The organism is Bartonella sp. CL162QHHD (assembly GCF_042195435.1).
Lineage (GTDB): Bacteria > Pseudomonadota > Alphaproteobacteria > Rhizobiales > Rhizobiaceae > Bartonella.
This window is the reverse complement of sequence record NZ_JBHIOG010000055.1, coordinates 1-20,023: the sequence shown is the minus strand read 5'-3', so window position 1 is coordinate 20,023 and position 20,023 is coordinate 1. Positions and strand designations below refer to the sequence as shown.

26 protein-coding genes and 2 pseudogenes are annotated in these 20,023 nt (G+C 40.1%); 8 read left to right on the top strand and 20 right to left on the bottom strand.

What is annotated here, in order from left to right; all coding sequences use genetic code 11:
* The 11 genes and pseudogenes from ACFILD_RS05280 to ACFILD_RS05230 form a co-directional block, all read right to left on the bottom strand.
* Positions 1-265: pseudogene (locus ACFILD_RS05280) on the bottom strand (hypothetical protein); the annotation flags it as partial.
* Positions 265-1,320, bottom strand: coding sequence for a tail fiber domain-containing protein (locus ACFILD_RS05275; RefSeq protein ID WP_375664856.1), 1,056 nt, complete (start codon positions 1,318-1,320; stop codon positions 265-267). The pseudogene ACFILD_RS05280 and the gene ACFILD_RS05275, both read right to left, overlap by 1 nt.
* Before the next feature lies 1 nt (position 1,321).
* A complete protein-coding gene (locus ACFILD_RS05270; RefSeq protein ID WP_375630893.1) occupies positions 1,322-1,705 on the bottom strand; it encodes a hypothetical protein in 384 nt (127 codons plus the stop codon).
* Positions 1,706-1,746: 41 nt separating this feature from the next.
* Entirely contained in the window at positions 1,747-3,204 is a 1,458-nt protein-coding gene (locus ACFILD_RS05265) for a hypothetical protein (RefSeq protein WP_375627859.1), read from the bottom strand.
* A complete protein-coding gene (locus ACFILD_RS05260; protein ID WP_375612494.1) occupies positions 3,204-3,902 on the bottom strand; it encodes a hypothetical protein in 699 nt (232 codons plus the stop codon). Before ACFILD_RS05260 ends, ACFILD_RS05265 begins: the two co-directional genes overlap by 1 nt.
* Positions 3,903-3,974: 72 nt before the next feature.
* A complete protein-coding gene (locus tag ACFILD_RS05255; protein ID WP_375630881.1) occupies positions 3,975-4,424 on the bottom strand; it encodes a hypothetical protein in 450 nt (149 codons plus the stop codon).
* 19 nt (positions 4,425-4,443) lie between these two features.
* Positions 4,444-5,586 (bottom strand): N4-gp56 family major capsid protein, encoded by a 1,143-nt coding sequence (locus ACFILD_RS05250; RefSeq protein WP_375664855.1) that lies wholly within the window; start codon positions 5,584-5,586, stop codon positions 4,444-4,446.
* Between the two features lie 97 nt (positions 5,587-5,683).
* The gene (locus tag ACFILD_RS05245; protein ID WP_375630883.1) at positions 5,684-6,595 is read right to left on the bottom strand and encodes a hypothetical protein; all 912 of its coding nucleotides are present in this window, start codon (positions 6,593-6,595) and stop codon (positions 5,684-5,686) included.
* Positions 6,596-6,606: 11 nt separating this feature from the next.
* On the bottom strand, positions 6,607-8,661 hold the full coding sequence (locus ACFILD_RS05240; protein ID WP_375630884.1) for a portal protein: 2,055 nt from the start codon (positions 8,659-8,661) through the stop codon (positions 6,607-6,609).
* Positions 8,646-9,971: a PBSX family phage terminase large subunit gene (locus ACFILD_RS05235; RefSeq protein ID WP_375630885.1), complete on the bottom strand. Its 1,326-nt coding sequence runs from the start codon at positions 9,969-9,971 to the stop codon at positions 8,646-8,648. Before ACFILD_RS05235 ends, ACFILD_RS05240 begins: the two co-directional genes overlap by 16 nt.
* A complete protein-coding gene (locus ACFILD_RS05230; RefSeq protein WP_273724397.1) occupies positions 9,952-10,266 on the bottom strand; it encodes a hypothetical protein in 315 nt (104 codons plus the stop codon). The genes ACFILD_RS05235 and ACFILD_RS05230 overlap by 20 nt, the downstream gene beginning before the upstream one ends.
* Before the next feature lie 310 nt (positions 10,267-10,576).
* On the opposite strand from ACFILD_RS05230, the gene ACFILD_RS05225 reads away from it, so the two are divergent.
* Positions 10,577-11,062 carry a hypothetical protein gene (locus ACFILD_RS05225; RefSeq protein WP_375630886.1) on the top strand — a complete coding sequence of 162 codons (486 nt, stop codon included), beginning with the start codon at positions 10,577-10,579 and terminating at the stop codon, positions 11,060-11,062.
* A gap of 675 nt (positions 11,063-11,737) precedes the next feature.
* Here ACFILD_RS05225 and ACFILD_RS05220 read toward each other — a convergent pair.
* The 4 genes from ACFILD_RS05220 to ssb form a co-directional block, all read right to left on the bottom strand.
* Positions 11,738-11,995, bottom strand: coding sequence for an AbrB/MazE/SpoVT family DNA-binding domain-containing protein (locus ACFILD_RS05220; RefSeq protein ID WP_375630887.1), 258 nt, complete (start codon positions 11,993-11,995; stop codon positions 11,738-11,740).
* A gap of 69 nt (positions 11,996-12,064) precedes the next feature.
* Positions 12,065-12,568 carry a hypothetical protein gene (locus ACFILD_RS05215; protein ID WP_375630888.1) on the bottom strand — a complete coding sequence of 168 codons (504 nt, stop codon included), beginning with the start codon at positions 12,566-12,568 and terminating at the stop codon, positions 12,065-12,067.
* Entirely contained in the window at positions 12,555-12,875 is a 321-nt protein-coding gene (locus ACFILD_RS05210; protein WP_375630889.1) for a hypothetical protein, read from the bottom strand. The genes ACFILD_RS05215 and ACFILD_RS05210 overlap by 14 nt, the downstream gene beginning before the upstream one ends.
* Positions 12,875-13,315, bottom strand: a complete 441-nt coding sequence (gene ssb / locus ACFILD_RS05205; RefSeq protein WP_375630890.1) for a single-stranded DNA-binding protein — start codon at positions 13,313-13,315, stop codon at positions 12,875-12,877. Before ssb ends, ACFILD_RS05210 begins: the two co-directional genes overlap by 1 nt.
* A gap of 188 nt (positions 13,316-13,503) precedes the next feature.
* Between ssb and ACFILD_RS05200 the strand changes: the two genes are divergently transcribed.
* Together ACFILD_RS05200 and ACFILD_RS05195 are read left to right on the top strand one after the other, a co-directional pair.
* Positions 13,504-13,785 carry a type II toxin-antitoxin system RelE/ParE family toxin gene (locus tag ACFILD_RS05200; RefSeq protein ID WP_252619286.1) on the top strand — a complete coding sequence of 94 codons (282 nt, stop codon included), beginning with the start codon at positions 13,504-13,506 and terminating at the stop codon, positions 13,783-13,785.
* A gap of 16 nt (positions 13,786-13,801) precedes the next feature.
* On the top strand, positions 13,802-14,095 hold the full coding sequence (locus ACFILD_RS05195; RefSeq protein WP_004856691.1) for a HigA family addiction module antitoxin: 294 nt from the start codon (positions 13,802-13,804) through the stop codon (positions 14,093-14,095).
* Positions 14,096-14,251: 156 nt separating this feature from the next.
* On the opposite strand, the gene ACFILD_RS05190 is transcribed toward ACFILD_RS05195, so the two are convergent.
* The 5 genes from ACFILD_RS05190 to ACFILD_RS05170 all read right to left on the bottom strand — a co-directional run bounded on the left by ACFILD_RS05190 (position 14,252) and on the right by ACFILD_RS05170 (position 17,238).
* Positions 14,252-14,767, bottom strand: coding sequence for a hypothetical protein (locus ACFILD_RS05190; RefSeq protein ID WP_375664854.1), 516 nt, complete (start codon positions 14,765-14,767; stop codon positions 14,252-14,254).
* Entirely contained in the window at positions 14,754-15,101 is a 348-nt protein-coding gene (locus tag ACFILD_RS05185) for a hypothetical protein (protein ID WP_375624113.1), read from the bottom strand. The genes ACFILD_RS05190 and ACFILD_RS05185 overlap by 14 nt, the downstream gene beginning before the upstream one ends.
* Before the next feature lie 182 nt (positions 15,102-15,283).
* Entirely contained in the window at positions 15,284-15,670 is a 387-nt protein-coding gene (locus ACFILD_RS05180) for a hypothetical protein (protein ID WP_375654727.1), read from the bottom strand.
* A complete protein-coding gene (locus tag ACFILD_RS05175; RefSeq protein ID WP_375664853.1) occupies positions 15,654-16,796 on the bottom strand; it encodes a YdaU family protein in 1,143 nt (380 codons plus the stop codon). Before ACFILD_RS05175 ends, ACFILD_RS05180 begins: the two co-directional genes overlap by 17 nt.
* 124 nt (positions 16,797-16,920) lie before the next feature.
* Complete coding sequence (locus ACFILD_RS05170; RefSeq protein WP_375638701.1) at positions 16,921-17,238, bottom strand: hypothetical protein; 318 nt, start codon at positions 17,236-17,238, stop codon at positions 16,921-16,923.
* Positions 17,239-17,288: 50 nt separating this feature from the next.
* Here ACFILD_RS05170 and ACFILD_RS05165 point away from each other — a divergent pair, with 50 nt between their 5' ends.
* From ACFILD_RS05165 to ACFILD_RS05145, 5 genes and pseudogenes are all read left to right on the top strand, one after another.
* Positions 17,289-17,939, top strand: a complete 651-nt coding sequence (locus tag ACFILD_RS05165) for a S24 family peptidase (protein WP_004854224.1) — start codon at positions 17,289-17,291, stop codon at positions 17,937-17,939.
* A gap of 164 nt (positions 17,940-18,103) precedes the next feature.
* The gene (locus ACFILD_RS05160; RefSeq protein WP_375664852.1) at positions 18,104-18,478 is read left to right on the top strand and encodes a hypothetical protein; all 375 of its coding nucleotides are present in this window, start codon (positions 18,104-18,106) and stop codon (positions 18,476-18,478) included.
* Positions 18,479-18,543: 65 nt separating this feature from the next.
* On the top strand, positions 18,544-19,302 hold the full coding sequence (locus tag ACFILD_RS05155; RefSeq protein WP_375664851.1) for an antA/AntB antirepressor family protein: 759 nt from the start codon (positions 18,544-18,546) through the stop codon (positions 19,300-19,302).
* A 12-nt stretch (positions 19,303-19,314) separates the two neighbouring features.
* Positions 19,315-19,722, top strand: a complete 408-nt coding sequence (locus ACFILD_RS05150) for a hypothetical protein (protein ID WP_375658149.1) — start codon at positions 19,315-19,317, stop codon at positions 19,720-19,722.
* A gap of 122 nt (positions 19,723-19,844) precedes the next feature.
* Positions 19,845-20,023 (top strand): annotated as a pseudogene (locus ACFILD_RS05145) (recombinase); the annotation flags it as partial.

Sequence of the window (20,023 nt, the reverse complement as noted above, 5' to 3'; positions counted from 1 at the left end):
TCCCTGTTTGAGAACCACGAATAAGCTCTGTAGGACTCAATTTTTGTGGAGTATTATCCCCATTGCTCGCATCAAAAGGGTTTGTGCTAAAAGCAGCACGTTCTAAAAAACTTGGCTTGTATCGCCCTTCCAACGGTGTGCTTGGAGGCGTAGAAAGCTGTTCGAACAAATGCTTTGGCAATTGAGGCATGACCTGATACATCAAGGGACGCAAAAATTTTGGATCAAACAACTTTAAAAGAGAATTTGTGTTTTCTTGTTCCATCACTGCACCCTTTCCATCTTAAAGCCAAGCTTGCTATAATCCACATGCAAAAAGCCTGTCGCCTTATGCAAGAAAACAGCTTCTGGCTTTGACTTCAAAACATCCTGTGCCATCACCCCGCGATAGCGCTCTGGGTGCCCCTTGTAGTTGTATTCATAGAGTTTATAGCCATTTCTCTGCCCAGCTTCTCTGATGTTTTCTTTTGCTCTGATATCACTAAGCCCAGCAAAAGTACCAAGGATAGTTCCAACATTTCCAACAATCTCCCACGGATTAGGTTTTGGCTGTGGAGTCAATGTCGTCATTTGTCCTGTTCGCGTTCCATAATTTCCAGCAACAGCCCCACCAGCTGTAAGCAACTTACTTAACTGGTCCCAATCAAGATTGTTCTGCTGCTCCCATTTTTGCCGCTCTTCATCTAATTGCCGTTGATGATTGGCATCAAGTACACTCCCTCCCGTCAACGCATTAAGATTTGCCTGACCTTGACCTTGAAAGAAGTTATTGGCGCCCGCCAACTGATTTTGGTTTGCTTGGTCAATGAGACCATTGGCATTCATCATGTTGTTGACATCTTGGTTATATTGCTGTGATAAAGCTTGTGTTGCTATGCCCCCCAATTCATCAGCCAAAACGCCGGTATGCGCACCCGAACCATAACGCCCAGCACCTGCCAATGAACTATTAATAGAGCTTGTTGCTTTATTTAATGCGTTTTGAAGTGCTTCATTAAAGTAAGGGTTATTGCCTATTTGTTGCCCTGAAGCCATGTTCTTTAAGTTTTGGCTTGTTGAATTTTGCCCTGTGGCTAATCCATTTAAAGTGTTGTTATCATAGTTATGCGTATTATTGCTAAGCCCATTAATCGCATTCTTTGTTTGATCACTTAAATCCGCAACACGCTGCCCGTCATAAACGGCTTTTCCGCTGCCTTGGTTATAAAAAGTCATGGCATCTTGAGCTGCGTGTTCAAAAATACCTTTTGCCCATGCAGGGGGTTCATTTGTTTGCGTCGTGTTTTGGGTATTCTGGATTGGTTTAGAACTTTTTCCCATGTTAAAGCTGCTTTCTATATTCTAAAAGATTAACGAGATATCCATGCGTTTTAAGAGATTTTTCCCACCCTCGCCTGCCTATGATGACAAGCTCTTCTGCCCCTTTTTCCTTGTAATAAGCTTCAATCTGAGTGATAAGCTTTGTTAAGGGTGCTCCTCCCTTTCCACCAAGCGTGACAACAACCGCCCTTAATGCTCCAGTGACGAGTTCTTGTAACTGTGTTGTGACATGCGCCATAAAGTTTTCATGCGCATCAACGATAATCCAAAGAACTTTTTCTCCCTTCAAAATATCGTTTAAAATGGTCTCTGTATTATAATCATCAGGGAATTTTTGATTAAAGTAAGCTATCGATTTTATGACATTATCAAAATAGGGCGCCATTTGTTCAGCGCTCCATTTTTCTGTATTATAGATCTTAAAACTCATCTTATGCCCGCGGGTTTCAGCGTTACATCAAAGCCTGTTATATGTGTCCATGGCGTGCCTTCTGGTATTCTCAGACGCAAAGCGTGATAACGCGCCCGTGAGCGGATATTATACATCCCAATATTATAGCCGGCATAACGCTCTTTAGCCCAATTTAATTGGTTCTTGTTATCAATGATAAAAGCCGCCCCAACACTTAAAAAACCTTTTGTTGTATCCGCTTGAACAAAAGCCTCACTCATCAAGTTGATTTGCCTGCCCGTATCCCCCACAATTTGTGAAGCAATAACTGCTTCCATCGGAGGACCTGCAAAAAAACCAAATGTGTTGTCTGGCGTAAAGGCTCCCAAAACAGGCGCACCATTTTGCCACATCTTACTATCAAGAGAAGCTGGTAAATCTTTCAAGCTCTCTTGTACTTCGTCTAAGCCTTCTAATGTATAACCGGCTGCAAAAAGGGGAAATAAGAGAAGGTTTTGCCCCTTAATGACACTCCATATTTGCAAAAGCCAATCATAAACATAAATATGCATCCCTTCAGTGTTATCATTGATAGAAAAATAAACACGAGAATAGACCGGATCAATACATGCCCTCATCTCATCAATGGCAAAGTTATTGTAAAGTGTGAAGATGGTTTTATCGACTTTACCAAAGCCTATAGGGAGCATTTCACCAGCACTGTTGATTTGATAAAAACCATCATCAGAGACAAAGAAAGTACAGTCTCCACGGCTTGCAATTGCTGTGCTGCTTTTCGCACCTATTTTGTCTTTTATTTTTGCAAAACTGAATATAATTTTAGAGCCTGGTACAAAGGTTGCATGATAAATGGCTGAGCGCATGAAAATAAGTGGATTTGTTGATTCCGTAGACCCTTGAACATATTCTCCATCGGGAAAATCTTGATAATCGCAACTTTTCTCCCCAACCGTCCAATGTGTCGCATCATTCAAACCGGACCACTGAACACGGTTTGGCTTATCTGTTAATTGCATCAGGCAAACAAAATCACCCCACACACGCACAAGTCCAGCACGCGGGGGATTACCACTCAAATCACAAAACCTTTCATCCGTTTTTAACGAAAGCATTTGTGGTGGGTCATTGCTATTAACAGCAATGATATGATCACCAAAGGAGGCAAAAGACCAAAGTGCAGTCTCATTGGCGTGATATTGTGTGTGAGGTTTGCTAATGTCTTTCCAGCCGCGCGTGCTGTTGTCATATTCATAAAGTTTTGTTGGTGCCCCCACAATGATGCGCACACCACCCAATGAGCGCACCGCATAGACCCCCAAAATCACATCCGGAAAAGGATCTGAGACCGGCGCCACAATGGGAAACGGAATATACGAATTTGGTGCAGGTAAAACGTTCACGATCTCACTAGAATAACCACTATTAATAAATGCAACATCTGGTCTATACTCAGCAATAGGAATAAAGGTCATCAGAAATCCGTGTGTTGAATTTTTAACAAATTCTTGCGCCGTGATGTTTCAATTTGAAGCGCATCGAGTTGCTCTTGAAACATGGCAAAAGCTGCCGCTGCCATCTGTGGTTCTTTAATAATATTGGTATAAATTTCATATTTTGCACGCGTTTTGATCAGTTCATAGGCTTCTAAAAACCATATGGACGCTTCTTGTGCACTCTCAATATCTTTTATTCTTACAGGGTCAAGAATAAGCCTGATAGAATAAACGCGCTCTGGTGTTGGATACAAGACAAGCTTTTGTTCAAAATAAGCATAGCGTGTAGGCATGCCATGGCTACAATCATCCTCAAGATTCTCAATAACAAGAGGATCTACCTGCAAAAGCTTTGCTTTGCTGTGATTATCTTCATAAACGTAAGCATCAACAATGCGAACAGCAGCCGGAATAACTGGATTTTCCTCTGCGCCATAACGGCTTTTGCCCTTTAGAGTGGTAAAAACAACTTCGCGGCTTTCATTGAAATAAAAAGGCAATCGTTCACAAAAGCGAATAGCCGAAAATATCGCCCTTTGCACTTGATCAACATACTCATCTGTTTGATCATCTATTTCATCCTGAATATCGTTTAACATCTGGATAAAATTTTTATCCCAAGGAGCAATGGTCTGTTTGTCTCCAATCGGACCACCTGTCTGTACTATTATTGTCATATCAGCCTCTTCCAAATGTATTGGGGCATCTTGTATAGGAGGGGGACGCAAACAATAAACGCCCCCTTGCCTTTAACGATTAGTGTAAAACTCAACAATCACCTCAGCATCACCTTTGGTGCTTTTCTTGTCTCGTGTCATGTAAATCGTATTTTCAGCCTCTAATGGAACATCTCGTTCCTCCATGGGTATGTACACATTGCCATCGGTAGATTGCCGAAGCCATACATCTCCATAATCATTACCATGAGGCTCTTTTCCAAATGTAGCTTTTACATCTTCAAAATCCTCCATAGTATAAGCTGTAATGCTTTTGATAAAAGCCCCTCGGGGTAGAACGCCAATTTTCGTTATCAACCCTTGGTCTGTACATTTAACACACGCCCGTAAAAAACTAACCTGCTGCGTAGAGTTGTTACGTCCCTGCAAAACAGGTGGCAATCCCTCATCTGTCATGCCAATAGTCTCAATGGTTTCAACGATTTCATCAGGTTCCTGTGTAATTAGCGATTTTTCTGCCATAATTGTCATCCTTTAATAATTAGCTTGCTTCGGCAAAAGAAGGGATAACAATCGTACCAAAATCCTGCCCCCCTTGATCAGAATGCGGCAAGGTATAGCGTGATTTTTTCATGCCGATAATGGTTTTAGCTGCAACCCCAAATTCACGTTGATAATCAAACAGTTCTTCAACAAGTTTATAGCGTGTTCCCCCTTTCCCATCGCCTCCTGTTGCTCCATTGCCAACGCGCCCATAAGCCATGATAACACTTTGCGCACCAAGCAACACAGCACGGCGAACAGATGTTACAGGCTCTTGTGTCTTTGAATTGATACCATTGGGGACATGTTCAGCTTCACGTAAGATAACTCCATTATACATCCCCAGAGAGCCCTCAAAAATTGGGTTCTTAGCTCCAGAGCCATCATAAGCTGCCTTGGTAATGTCTAACCATTGCCCGCTCTTTGTATTGGTACGCAATTGAGTTACCTGTGTTGGGTGGAGATACATCACATATGCCGATTTTCCATCAACACGAACAGGGCGCAAACGTGGATTAGCAAGTTTTGCGCGTTCAACAGCCTGATCTATAAGATCTAATGTAAAAACATCGTCTTTTGTAAGCTCTTCATCAGTCTTTTTCTTATTGGCACGAATAATACGCAATTTGCTTGGCTCTAATGGAGCATTAAAGCCATAATGTACGGGTTTAAGGGTTATGGTGCGTCCTTCGAAGTGAATCCATGGTGCTGTATAACCTGCTGCCTGAATGAAGAACATCAAACTTAAGCGATCTGCATACCAATCAACAAGCCCATCCTTTGCTTCTGTTCGTAAATTAAATAAAACACGTTGTTGATCAATGGTGCCTTCATATTTTACGCGTACAGCATGAGAAAGCTCGTTAATACGCACCGTTTCATTCATAAATTGGAGTGCTTCTTCATTGCCTTCCAGCGTTTGTCCCTCGCTAACGCCATCCCCCATAAGTTGGACTCTTAATCCGCTCGTCACAGAGTCACCAGCGGATTTTCCTAGCATATCCAATACTTGAATAATGCTGTTTTTTCCTTTTCCCATCAGCGGTGCAATGGGCAACGCTTTTGAAGTTTCTGTGTTTAGCATCTTAGCCCAAACGCCAACGGCTAATGGGTCATTAAGATTTACCTGTGTTACTGCCATTTCAATCAATGCCTTTCTTGGTTTTTAAAACTCGCCTTGCGGCACCCCCAAACGATAACAATCACTTGGTTCTCTCTGTTGCGTCACCACGCACATCTCACGCTCTGCTCATAATTTGTTCAAATTTTTCGGGATTTTTCTCAACCCATACAGCAAATTCGGCTTCTGGCATGGAAAAGAGCGTTCTCACATCCATACCGCCTGTTGGAACTTGTCCGCCGCGCGCTGTAAGTGTCCGCGCTGCTTGAGAGCGCTCTTGAAGGGCTCCTACTTCGTCCTTAACGGGCGCTCCACTATAGCCAAAAGCTTTTGCTTTTTGCACCAGCACCTCAATTGGGTTTATACCGGCTTTCTGACACTGCTGGCATATTTGGCGCAATTCAGCACCAATTTGTTGTTGCCGTGCCTCTGGATCTTTCCATTGCGGATAAAGGCTTGCTTGCGCTTGTAAGACACTGTCTGCTCTTTCATAGAGATAGTCCGTGATACTGTCTAAATCTGGATATTTATCTTGTACTTGCGCTTTAGCTTCCTCGAAATAATCCCCCAACTTTTGGCGTTCATATTCCTCTTGACTCATGCGCTCTTGGCTCTCTCTCATATGAGAAAACTCATCAAGCAATTTCTGTTGTTCTTGTACCTTATGACTAAGCCATGCAAAATGTGCTTTTGGGTCGTCTTCTAGGGAGGGAATATTTTCCTCACGGCGGCGCGTGATTTCTTCCTGCATTGCGGCATATTTTTGCGCAAGTTCAATAGCCAATTCACGCGCTTCAATGACGCTTTGTTCTGCCTTTTGTCGTGCTTGCCGCTCTTGCTCTAGTTTATCAGATTCTATTACATCAGAATTTGGCTGCTCTTGAAGTGGTTCTACAGCTGGCTGTTCAGAACTTTCCTCTGCATCAAAAACTTCCTCAACTTGTTCTGGCTCGACCAACTCAACAGCATTATCACTGGCAAAATGTTCATCATAGATTGCTTGTTCTTCAGGCGTAAACTCTTCTTCCATATTCTGTCCCTTCAATGTGCTATTATATTTTTTGTCAAAACTCGATAGTGTTCCAACTGTGTCTGTAAAGCTTTGCGTTCTAAATCACGCTGCGCTATTTCATTTTTTGCCTGTTGAAGTTCGAGCTGCATGCGCGCTTGTTCTTGTTTCAAGAAAAGTTCGATATTTTTCTGCTGCAATGCCGCTTGTTTCTGCTGCGCATCAAGTTGATAGAGTGTGCTCTTTTCTTGCGCTTCTTGCTGTAAAACAGCAATCTTTGCTTGTTGCTCTGGAGTTAATTGCGCCCCTTGGCTTTGTTGCATCATCTGCTGTTGCTGTTGTTCTTGTTGTGCCTGCTGTGCTTTTGCCGTTAAATTTGCTACCAATGTTGCCGGTAGTGGGGAAAGCTTTAAAAGATCTGGAATCATCTCCGGTGTTAAGAACCCACCAAGCAATGGCAACATCTGCGTAATTGTCGCAAAAGTTTTCTCTTTTTCATTGGGGCTTGTCGGTGAATCATCAACAATAATGTCGTATTCAAGCGTTGTGACAGCTTCACGTGTTAATGGAACATACTGCGCATTCTCTTGTCCAGAAATACGCACCAAACGCCCATCAGAGAGATAATTCTGGATAAGATAAAGGATAATCTTTCCCTGCCTACACCGATAAAGCTTGAGATTATCAAACAGCCCCGCAAGCAAATTAAGCGTTGATTGCCGGCGTGTATTTTCCAGCACATTGGCTTGGTTGACCTCCCGTGTTCCGATAAACTCAGCCGATAACCCTGTTACATGCGTTATCGCTTCACGCGATTCATTAAACAGCTGGAAAAATCCATTGGGAAATTGTGCACTTGGCTTTGGTTGAATTTTCCCTCCTGTAAGCGCGCCATTTTTAACCCAAGTAATCGTATCCGTTCGCGCCCAGCTTTCCATGGCTTGGCGATCATCATCGAAAGCGCCTCGTTCTGCCATCAAGCCGCCCTTAGACTGGCTATTAAGGATATACATCACTTGGCTAAAATATTTATTCGACCATTTTTGTGGATCTTTTGCGGGGCGAACAATCCCGTAAAACTGGTTTTTAAGCTTATCCAGCGTGCCCGTGATACACTCCCACCCAAGTTGCCCATCAGGTGCTAATGGCTTATCGGGCTTTGCTAAAAGACGTCGTCCCAGAAAAGCGCGTCTCACCACTTTTTTATTAAAACACACCCCTTGTAATTGTGGCATTACCCTTTGAAGCTGTTCAAACTCCTGTTTGCTATAGTTGCGCATCTGTCCGGTTTGAAGATCAGGCGCCTTGTAAGTGGTCTCATATTCAAACCAACGGCATTCAACCAGCGTAACATAGCGTTTCCCAGAATACGGATCTGAGAGAGAAGTCGCATTGGAGTCATCTTGATACGCATCAAGCGACACATGAGAATCCTCAGAAGCGGTTGTACTATCGATAGCCCAATCGGCGTTAAGATCTTCAACAGCAACATCAGGAAAAAGACTTTTAGCATCCTCAACGGATTTGCGATCAACATACCACATACGCTGTGCGTCAATGAGATTTGGTCTTACAGCATTGGCATCCCAAACCATTTTTAAGGGATCTAAACGTTGAACAGCAGGTATCCCTTCGGGATCTGTATCATAATCAAGCCGCGTATCTGTCCAGCCCATACCGCAAATGACCATATCCTGAAAAGCATCGGAATCGGCATATTCCGCCTCCGCCTCATCACGAAACCATTCTGCTGCTCCAGTAAGCAATTCATTGGGTATTGCTGCTCCCATTTGCCGTGGTTGAAACTGTACTTCGCGCTTATTATTACGCTCCGCTCCAACAATAGCATTCACAAGGGGTGCAATGCGGTTAAAAGTCATGACAGGACGGCGTTGCTCTTTTAAAACCGCAAGATCTTCCTCTGCCCATTGACGACCATTATAAAAATCAAAATCTTCACGCGCCTGTTCACGCCATTCATTAACATGTTCAATATCTTCTGCATACCAAGACTTTAAACGCTTATAGATTTCATATTCATCAAGGATTGTCGTTTTTTGAAAGTCTTGATCTAGAATGCCATCCATGATGCCGCTTCTCTTTCCATAGTGCAATAACGCTCTTGCTTGGGTTTGACACTGGGTGCTTCATAGACAATGCACATTAAACCAAAGGCATCCGCCCCATGGCTCGACCAATCATGCTCTGCACCCAAACCAATGCCGCGCTTCTCATCCCATTTCTCATGATACCAATTCAGTGCTTTGCGCCCTGCTACCGTCATCTCTTCATTAAACCAAACAGAAGGAAAAATACGCCGCACCGCCTCTATACGCATCTTAACCGCACCAGCCCCTTGATTAGGAACAACCTGTGTTTCAAAGCCCGCATCATTTAAAGCACTCTCAAAACTCACATTGTGCACACGGTCTCTGGTCGCACCGTCATGGGGGAGAACCATCAATGCCTTCTCATAACCATTTTGACGTAACCAACCGATATGTTCGGATAACGGCTGTCCCTGTGCTTCGTAATAATTAAGCACTCTGATCTCTCGCCCCACAAACTGTGCTATCCATATCGCTGTTGCATCTGCCTTGGCGCCCGTACCCCCAATGTCCCAAAAAGCACGTATTTGCATCAAGGGGTCACGAGCAACGCGCCCTATCCGCCCCTCCTGCTCGGCTGCCAACATTTCCTTTTGATAATAAGCGCCTTGAACCGCTTTCAGATAATCCCCTTCCCAGATATGCTTATAGGTCTCTGGACGGTTTCTCAGATCATCCAATCGCGCTTCATTCAAAATCTTGGGAAACTTCGGGTTGTCTGACCAGTTGATCTCAACACGCTTAATTGCCGCATTGTCTGAAAAGCGAAACCGCTTCTCAACGGGGGCATTCTCTCGCAACGGGTTCCATGTCACCCATAATTCTGCCCGCCATCCCTCTCCTTCTTCTCGCAACGTCGGTATAAGCGTCTGCCAAGCCGTCTCTGTAACGGGCTCAGCCTCATCAACCCAACAAAGCAAAATCCGCCCCATAGACTTGATACTAGCTATATTCCGGTCAAGACCAGAAAACTGAAAGGCTATACGACCATCTATCGACTTAATCGACGACTCCCCAACCTTGTAATAGTCCTTTAAAAAGTCGTGCGCTTCAATGGCGCGTTTAATCTCCTCCAATGAACTTTCTGCCAAAGAATTCTGAAACTGACGTGCACAAAGAATAGTGCCTGATATTCCTTCCCTACCAAATTGATAGCCTTTTAAAGCAGCCATCAAGGCAAATGATCTTGTCTTTCCAGACCCTCGTCCACCCCAAGCCGCACGCACCAAAGCCTTATCTGTAAAAATCGGTATAAGCTTTGGAACAATATTAATCTGTCGTGTTGTCATGAACTAAAGGCGCGATTTCCACACGCGTTATCATCTTAATCGCCCCGCCATCTTCCCCTGTCACTTGAAGAGGCAAAATCTTCCCCAACAATGCCAAATAAGCAGCGGGGCATTTGATTGCCTGTTTTTCTAGATAAGAGACCAAACCATCATCACCATATTTCTTACCAGCGCGCTCTGCTGCCTTAAGCACTGCTTCTTTCAAAATACGTGTCGTTTTATTTGGCACACCTTTTACCCGCCCTTGACCTGCCTTTGGGGGCGTTCTTTTTGCAAGTTTTTCAGTGGTTTTCATGTGTGTTTCTTTTTGTAAACAAGACAATAAAAAAACCCCGCAAAAGCAGGGTTCTGAACAATCATATAAACTTATAAGAAAGGTTATACCTTTACCGTAATTCTAGACACAATTCGACTAGTACAGCAGCGCCATAAAACACTATTTTTCATATCCTGTCAACAAAAAAAATCACGATATTGTGTATTTTTTATTTTTTTCACCTAAATCTAGTGTCTTTAGCACCCAATAACTCACAATTGTATTATCTCAACGAATCAATTATACGGAAGCACTAAATTATTGATTAGCAAAAAGTGGGGGGGAATTAATGTTATTTTTCAAAAAAGCTGCTTTATGCAGAATTAAAAAGACATTTACACTAATTTTGTTTTTACCGTTCTTTGCTATAATTAGTCTTATGATACTTGCTTTTAATCCCTTCGGATTAGACAATCAACAACAAGATAAATTAATTGTACCAATATTTGTAGCATTTGTATCGTATCTTTTGATACTAAGTGCATGTGCAAGAGAAGAAAAGCTAAGTTTAAAAGATGAAAATATTGACAGCGCATTTTATGAGCTCTTGTCCCTCCAATTCCAAACAGCGGCTTGGGCGGCTGGGTCGGCAGCTTTTGTATTTTATCCTGTAATAGGAATAGCATTTTTAGGAGTGTTAATTTTTATTGGTATTTTTATTACTATAATAGAAAATTTAGATAAAATTGTAGGAATCGTAGCGATTATAGCATTGATATTAATTTGTCTTATAGCGCTGGTAGCGTTGATCAAATTTATTTGGAAAATTGTCTAACGATCAAAATATTTATTAAGCGTTTTCCCTAATCTTTAATATATACTTAAACTCCAACCACAAAAGAAATAATGAATTACTTATCAGCAAAAAAAATAATTTACTTATTAATCATAGTGATCAGTGGGCTTTTTCTTTCTGATTATGCTAACAGTGAACAGATTCTTACTCATTACAAGTCTTCTAATACTGATGAAAATTTACATGAAAAAATTAAAGTTTTGCAAAAGCAATACGTAGTAGAACAGCACCCAAACAAGATTTTATCAGATAGTGGAATTAATCAATATAACATTTCGTTTTCCACTGTTTCTGATTATGAAAAACCTCAGAGGCGCATAACATTTGATGATTTCATCATTATATTCATCATTATAACAGGAATATTCATATTTATTAGTATAATGTCCATCATCATTAACTTACTTTGGCGCTTTAAATTGAAAATTCCTGCTTATTTCTTTTTATTAACAACTGCTCTAATTAGTTGCGCGGTATTACTCCTTTTAATCCTTGATTAAGAATCAAAATATTTTATAAAAGATTTTCCTTAGCCTTTACATATATTTTTTCTATGTCCAACAGCCAAAACTAACACGACAAGCTCCTTATCATAGGGTTCACTAGGCAATCGAATAGATATCGTCATAACGCAATTCTCTTTCCCGCTCTTCATTACAAGAGCTCTCTGTCAACAGGCTTGGCATCAAACCACTCCATATCATCATCCGCAAAATCATCTGAAGGGTTACATTGTGCTAACAATTCTTCAAGAGTGTCATTTGGCGATACCTGTGGCTTTACAATTAAGCGTCCATTGTCAACAACCAAACCCACTTGCGTGTTTTCAGAAAGATGAAGAACATCAAGCAATGCCGGCGGTATAGAGAGCATAACTGACCCTCTAACTTTACGTAATTTTGTTATATACATAAAATGCTCTCTCTAGAACTTATCCTTCAATAACTTTCCATATTGTATGGAAAAAGAACAATAAAACATTTACCATTTAGTTTTTCTGTCAAAATATTTATGAAGCGCGTTAAGAGCGACCCGCAATGAATTCACAAGATGTGCTAATGTTCGGTCTTCGACAACAATATATTGTATTGCTGCATAAAGATTATACTGTCTATAGAGATGTTGTGTTTCTTTTATCGCCTCTTGCATATTAGAAAACTGTCCTGTTGCAAATTCAACCCATTTTTCTCTTGCTTTGTCATCAGAAGATGATGGTATTTCATCATAAACAGCGCTTGGTAAACCTTTTGCACACAAATAGTCATTTTTCACTTCAAGATATTTTTGTGCAGCATCATACTGGTCTTGAGTAAGCACACCTTGCAAACACAGCCGCCCAACATAAGTACCAGCAAGCGGATTTTTAGCCTCTTCAATAGTCAAACCAAAGCGTTTAGCACGCATTTCAATTGCCAATTGATTAACAGGATCTTGACGTACTTTCACTTGTGAAATGTAAGCATCTTTCTTTTTATTTTTTTTCACTTATACCCCCAAATGTCTGTCTAATATCTTGCCCAATTTCATCTGATGCTAAACATGTTTCTTTATCCAAAATAAATAACCACGTGGATAAAGAGAGACCTATAATTATAGTTAATACACTTATCTTTATTTTATCATTAGCCAGCCCCCAAACGAATACAACCAATGTCAACATAAATACAATGATTATTGCTATTTCAAAATCAGTAGCAGGTACATCATTACCCTTATTCCCTAACAACGCTTGTTGCATAAGCATATTATTCTGTATAATTATTTGCAAAGAATTGGATTGACTCATTAACATCAAAAAGGAACCTCATCATTTATAACAGTATGAGGCGTATCAAGAGGTTGCTGGAAACTTCTGTCATAAGAAGATAATGGCTCTTGATTATCGTTATTTTTTCCGTCTAAGAGCTTTAACTCGCCTTTGAATTGCGGTAAAATAATCTCTGTTGTGTAACGGTCATGCCCATTTTTATCTTGCCATTTGCGTGTCTGTAATTTTCCTTCTACGTAAACTTTTGAACCTTTGTTGAGATATTGAAGTGCAATTTTTGCCAAATGTGGATTAAAAATCACAACTGAATGCCATTCAGTTTTCTCTACTTTTTGATGAGTATTTTTATCTGTATAGCTCTCAGAAGTTGCCATACGAAAATTGACTACTTCTGTTCCAGAATTCATTGTTTTGCTTTCGGGATCAGCACCTAAACGCCCGATTAACATCACTTTATTTAGCATGTTTTTTCTTACCTTAAATTTGTATTTTAATACATACAAAATCCTAGCATGATTTGCATATTTTTTCAATTATTTCAAAATGATATTATTGTTTTTTAACATATAAAATTATGTTTAATATGCTCTTTGATAAATAATCAATTGACATAAATGCATGGTGTATAGTATCAAGTATCAAGAGGGTATATATGGCAATCGTTAGTTTTAAGCATAAAGGGTTAAAATTATTCTTTGAAAGAGGAGTCTGCAAAGGCATACAACCCGCGCATGCTAAAAAATTAGCAAACATTTTAGTAATTTTAGATACAATATCCGCGCCTGAACAAGTTACTCTTAAATCGTATCGTCTACATGCGCTTACGGGCGATTTAAAAGGTTACTGGTCAATGCGTGTCAATGGAAATTGGCGTGTTACTTTTCGTTTCATTGGGACAGACGTTGAACTGGTTGATTATCAAGATTACCATTGAGTTTTGAGGTGTTATTATGATGTACAATCCTCCACACCCTGGCGGCATTTTGAAAGAAGAATTGCTTGATGAATTAGGGTTAACAGTAACAGAAGCTGCAAATCGTCTTGGCGTTGCACGTTTAACTTTATCCCGCGTCTTAAACTGCCATGCGGCGATTAGTATTAACTTAGCTTTACGGTTAGAAAAAGCGGGTTTAAATGATGCGGAATTCTGGCTTAAATTGCAACAAAAGCATGATTTGTGGCAAGCTCGGCATAACAGCCCAATCCCACATATTTCACCTTTAGAGCAAGTAGGGCATCTTTAGAAATACTTAGCCCATCTTTCTTCACACCTAGAGGTCATGTTCTTTAAAATCAAGCAGCCCACGATAGTTTTTTATGCTCTTGTTGATTTCATCTATGAACGTTAAGAAGAGACAACGCCATTTAATCTAAACAGTTTTATAAAATCGGAAATTTTACTATAGCTTTTTAACTGAGCACTGTAGTGTGTAAATAGGTATGTTTATTAAACTGCGTGTACGTAACATAAGGAAAAATACACAGACTAAAAAGGAATACCAAAGAGCAATATCTGAGTACCAAAGTACAGTATCCAATGGAAAAGAAAGCTTGTACTCCACGTACTTAGAAATGAAAGGTAAAGAAACAGTTTCCTTATAACTATTTGGGAAAATTAAAACGACAAGCGCTAAACTTATTAGCTTTAAAAGTCTGTGCATATACTGTTGTAAATCACGTGTTAATGTCTTCCAACCTGTTGTATTGCCGCGTTTGTATTTTGGATTGTTCTGCAACTCAAAAGGAATATGAGAATTGCATAAAATTGCAAAAACCGCTGTGACTATTACCAAAGAAACAGATGCGAATGTCAAAATACTTTGAATAAAGTAGGGATTTTTTTTAATTCCTAAAAAACATAAAAATATAAAAGTTATAATGCCAAACAAGGCTCTTAGCTGCTTATCTGTAAACATATTTATTTCCTGCGGTTTTCGATAATTTTTTGATCTCTTTATTGATCTCATCTATAAGAGGTTCGTAATTGAGAACGCTTTTCGGAATATTCCCACCGTAAACCCATGCTTTTACTTGCGCTTTGGTACTAAAATCCGCATTTTCTGGTGTGGTATAATACTGTCCGCCATCAAACTTTTCACACTCTCTTGTGCCATCTTCATATTCGTAGAGGTTGTAAAAATACTCCTCTGCTCCGTCCCCCCAAGGAACATAACCAACAGCTGTTGCAACAAACTCTTTTTGCATGGGTTGTTTACGCTTTTTTAAGAACAGGTCTTTTAATATTCTCATGTTTTTAGTCCATAATTTTACCAATTGGTCTATTTACCTAAAATTTGACCGTACAGAGCGTTTTATATTGCGGATATGGTTTTTATCGTAAAATCTTTAAATCGCTTTGTACGGTACCTTTTTGTCGATTTAAACACATACCTAATCGTAAAATGATCAGCACTTTTCACTAGTTTGCTGTTTTAAGCCGCTTTAGAATTGCTACTGTCATGACACTCTTCACTAGGCTTGCCTATTCTCATGAATGAAATGCGCTTGCCTCCTAAGGCTAGGTTACGCGTATTTTCAACTGCTGTAAAAACTCTCTCAGCAACACCATAAAGCCTGCTTTCTAAATCACGACAATACTGCGCAAGATCAGCACAAGAGGGGACAAAGGTTGTTGACATGCCTTTAGCTTCTCCACGTATAAGATTTTTAACAGCTTGCAACAAAGACCAGAGTGAAATGCCGTTAAGAGCTGCGATATAAGCCTTTGCACGCGCTTCTACATTCAAAACTTTTTGCATTGTCAAACCGCCTTCAAGCACATCAAGCGCCTCTGCAATATCTTCAACAGACGCTTTCAAGGTAAGTAAGTTTTGAACAGTCTGATAGGCTTCTAAAGCTTGTTTCTCTAGGGTTGCTGTCAATTGAATGCCATTTCTCAAGGTCCATGGGAACTCCAGAGTTACACATTGCTCTATCTGTTGCACGGTATCTTGTAGAGGCGTCACTAAGCTGTGTTGCACCGATAAGATTACGGATTGTCTCTCCGGTACCACCACGAGTTCTTTGATCTTTTGAAAAGTTTCCATTGTTTCCACCATTGTTGTTCGTGTTTTTCGTTTTTTCTAAACCCTCGATAGCCCTGCGTACCCAGTTACGCCATGTTGCTTGCCAATCGATTTTGGTTGCATTTGCTCCGGCTTTTGAACGCCAATAATCTCGAAACTTTGCAATTTCGACTTTGACGCGCTCTGGAGGCAAGCCCTCTTCGATTGCAAAATCGTAATCGGGTTCAAAATCCGTAGGCAATCGACAACCGCGATTAGCTTGCGCTCGTTTTGCTTTTTGGGAAACGTTCTCTTGCTCGTGAAAGGGAGGTTGGTTTTCTACACCCGTTGTGATTTGCTCTGATGTGCTCTCAACAGCAGCAACCTCTGTTGGCTCGTCAACCTGTTCGTTTGTTTCTAAATCTTCAGAACCAATTTCTTTTTTTGCTAAAACGTTAGTTTTAGTTTTTTTATATATATTCTTATTCTGGTTCTTTATAGCTTGATTTTGCTTAGCGTTTGCTTCAGCAAAAAAAACGTTTTGCTTGTCATTTGCTTCAGCAAAATTATTAACATGTTGTTTTGTATTATTTTTTGCTTGTGCACCTTTTTTACCAGCCTCACTACGAACTTGCGATATGTGCTCTTTTTTATCAGCAAAATCGTTCAGCTCTTCTTCAACGCGCGTATTCCACAATCCATTATCTGTCTCAACAAGTTTATCATTCCTCATTAAGTATTCGACAATAGCTGCAAATTTTTTCTGCGAACAATTGCAAGCACGTGCAAGCGTTTCAAAATCTTCTTTAATTGGTGCTTTTTTATCGTACATGCGAACGAGAAGCGTCATATAAGCGCCCCTTTGCTCTAACGTCATTCCATCTGTACCACTTATCCAGTCATACAAATGGAATCTTATCCATGGCATACCATTAGACATGCGCATCCCCTTCTTTCATTAAATATAAATTAGTGATCATAATCCCCCCTTAAAGCTGTTGCGTATTTATGCGTGCGCATGGTGACGCGTAATCTATTTATTTGATCTCTTTATTTTTGCCTGTTTAAGAGTGTGAATGATGCTGTTGATGTTCATTCTTTTCTGTAGAAGCAGCAGTAAAAGCAGATTGTGAAGATAATTTAGAATCACATGATTGCGTCCTATAAAAAAACGAGAAAAAGTCTTCTGCCTTAATCGGTGCTCCAATTCTTTTGGCTTCATTCAAAAGAATTGGGATATGTTTTGTTGGAATTCTCCCACCAGTTCCACCTTTTGATATAGGACGGAGCCAGACATATACGCGTGTTCTATGCACCCCAAGCAACTGAGATACCCTACGAACCCCACCTAATAGATTTATTATTTCCGAAAATTGTTTCATAGCACATTATGTAGCGATTATAAAAACAATGTCAAGAAGGAAAATTAATAATGAAACCACATGTTGCTAAATTAGAAAATGACGATTGTATACAACGTACCTACAATAAAGATATGACAATAAGTATCTCACAATGGTTGCAAAATGCCTTATCTGAAGCTGGATTAAGCCAATCAGAGCTTTCAAGACAGCTAACCGCTTCTTTAGGTCGCTCGATAGATCGTGCTGCCGTCAATAAAATGCTAAAAGGAACAAGAGATATTTCTGCTCGAGAATTATTAGAAATATCAAAGCTTACAGGTGCTTCTATTCCTACTAATCACTTAGTTCCTTTGATTGGATCTGTAGGAGCCGGAGGAGAAATAATCGCAATAGATTCTGGTTGTCTAGAAGAAGTAGAAGCCCCGCCATCTGCTCCTAAAGGAACTGTTGCTGTTCGCGTGGTAGGTGATTCTATGTTTCCAGCCATTGAAGAAGGAAGCCTTCTTTTTTATTCCTATCATTTGCCACCAGAGGATCTTATTAACAACCGCGCCATCATAAAAACTAAATGTGGAAAAGTTTACATCAAAGTATTACGTCTAGGGAAAGAAAAAGGGAAATGGGTTTTATCCAGTATAAATGGAAAATATGCTGATATCGTAGATGTAGAATTAGAATGGTGTGCACCTATCGACTGGATTAAGCCAGCCAGAATATGAGTTAATATTTTTATACTTCTCTTCAAGCAAGCCTTTAGTTTATTACTTTTAAAAAATTTTTAAAATCGCTACATTTTTTTGTTGACTTTGTTTTTAAAATCGCTACATTGGTATCCATAAACCACGCACAAACAATCGCCAAGAGGCGTTAGGGAGGAAAAATTATGGATAAGCCAATTCTTATAAATTCCAATGAAATTTTATTAGTTGTCTATGATGATGATCAAAACATTGGTCGGTCTGGACCACTGGATGAAAGCCAAGTTCTAAAAATTATTGACGAGGCAGATGATGCAATCCAAATCTTTCGCATCAATCCTTCTGAAAAGAACTGTGAAGATATCTCTGAAGAGATCGCAGAGGCATATGTAAAAGAAAATATTGAACGTCTCGATGAAGATAGTGAGGTTCATTACTTTATACGTGAAAGTGATGTTTACAATAGACTTTTAGATGAGATCGCAGACGAAAAATATAATGATGAGATTTACGGTACTTACGAACAACAACACCGTTTGCGTCCTTGTGATGTGCTTTAAATTCTGAAGGGCGCATTTAAAAGCGCCCCCTTTCATTCATCAATCCCATCAACATGAGGTTCGTAATGGAAAAGCCTATTGCTATCCAGCACAATACAATCAAACACGAAACCGTTCAAACGGTCAACGCTCGTGAATTGCATGAATTTTTGGAAATTGGGAAAGATTTCTCTACTTGGATTAAGGACCGTATTCATCAATATGAATTTGAAGAGGGAAATGATTTCATAAAAACACAAGATTTGCGGTCCCCAAAATTGGGGAGCGCAAAATCTAGAGCTGTTACAGCTATAGACTATCACCTCACATTAGACATGGCAAAAGAGCTCGCCATGGTAGAGCGTAATGAAAAAGGTAAACAAGCCCGTCAATATTTTATTGAATGTGAACGGCGTGCAAAGAAACCTTTAGACCTTGCAAATGCTTTAGAAGATCCTCTCTTTGTTAAGAAACTTCTTTTAGAAAGCGTCACACAATTAGAGACCTTAAAAAGTGAAGTGAGTATCCTTAAACCAAAAGCAGCTGCTCTTGAAAGTTTGCAACGTCACAACGGACTCTTCGGTCTTACAGAAGCCGCTAAAATACTCGAGATGCAACCAAAACAATTCATTCAATTTTTACAAGAAAAAGGTTGGGTTTACAGACGTGCAGCAGGTGGAAATTTGCTTCCTTATCAAGACAAAATCCAAAAGAAACTTATGGATTGTCCAACTATCACACTTCAAACCGCAAGTGGAATAGAAAAAGTCATTCCTTGCGCAAAAATCACAGCAAAAGGAATTGGTGTGCTGTCTCAAGAGCTTAAAAGACAAAGCATGCATTAAGAGGAGGTTATTATGATAAAAAAGAAATACGAACTGACAGACGCAACAATCGAAGTTAATGGCAGAACTCTCCACCGCATTCGCGCCTTACGAGACTTTGGAAACGTCGAGAAAGGCGATTTAGGGGGGTTTATAGAGCATGAGGGCAATTTAAGTCACGAAGGGGATTGCTGGGTTGGTGATAATGCATGGGTTTATGAAGGCGCCCGTGTTTATGATGATGCACAAATTTCTGATAATGTTCAAGTTTTTGGTAATGCAGAAGTTTACGAGGGTATACATTTTTATGGATATATAGAAGTTTACGGTGATGTACGTGTTTTTGGTAACTGCGATGCTATATACATTACCAATGATGCAGGTGCTTATGGGTATGTTGATAATACTGACCTCACCTCAACTAGAGAACAAACCAGATGAAAAAATACGAACGACTAATCTTATAGTATCTCTATAAGCCGTTTCTAACCACACAAACAACTTTTAAACACAAGCGTGATTCACGCCACGGGGGAATTGCGCTCAAATAGGAGGAAATCAAGATGAGTGAACAAAACACTAACCTAACAGAAATTGAAGAAACACATCATTTAGCCGTCGAACAAACTGCTATGGAACGCATTTTAAATAGAGCCTTAGGAAATGACGTCGATATGGACCGTCTCGAGCGTCTCATTGCCTTACGAGAAAAAGAAATAGAACGACAAAACTACGAAAGATT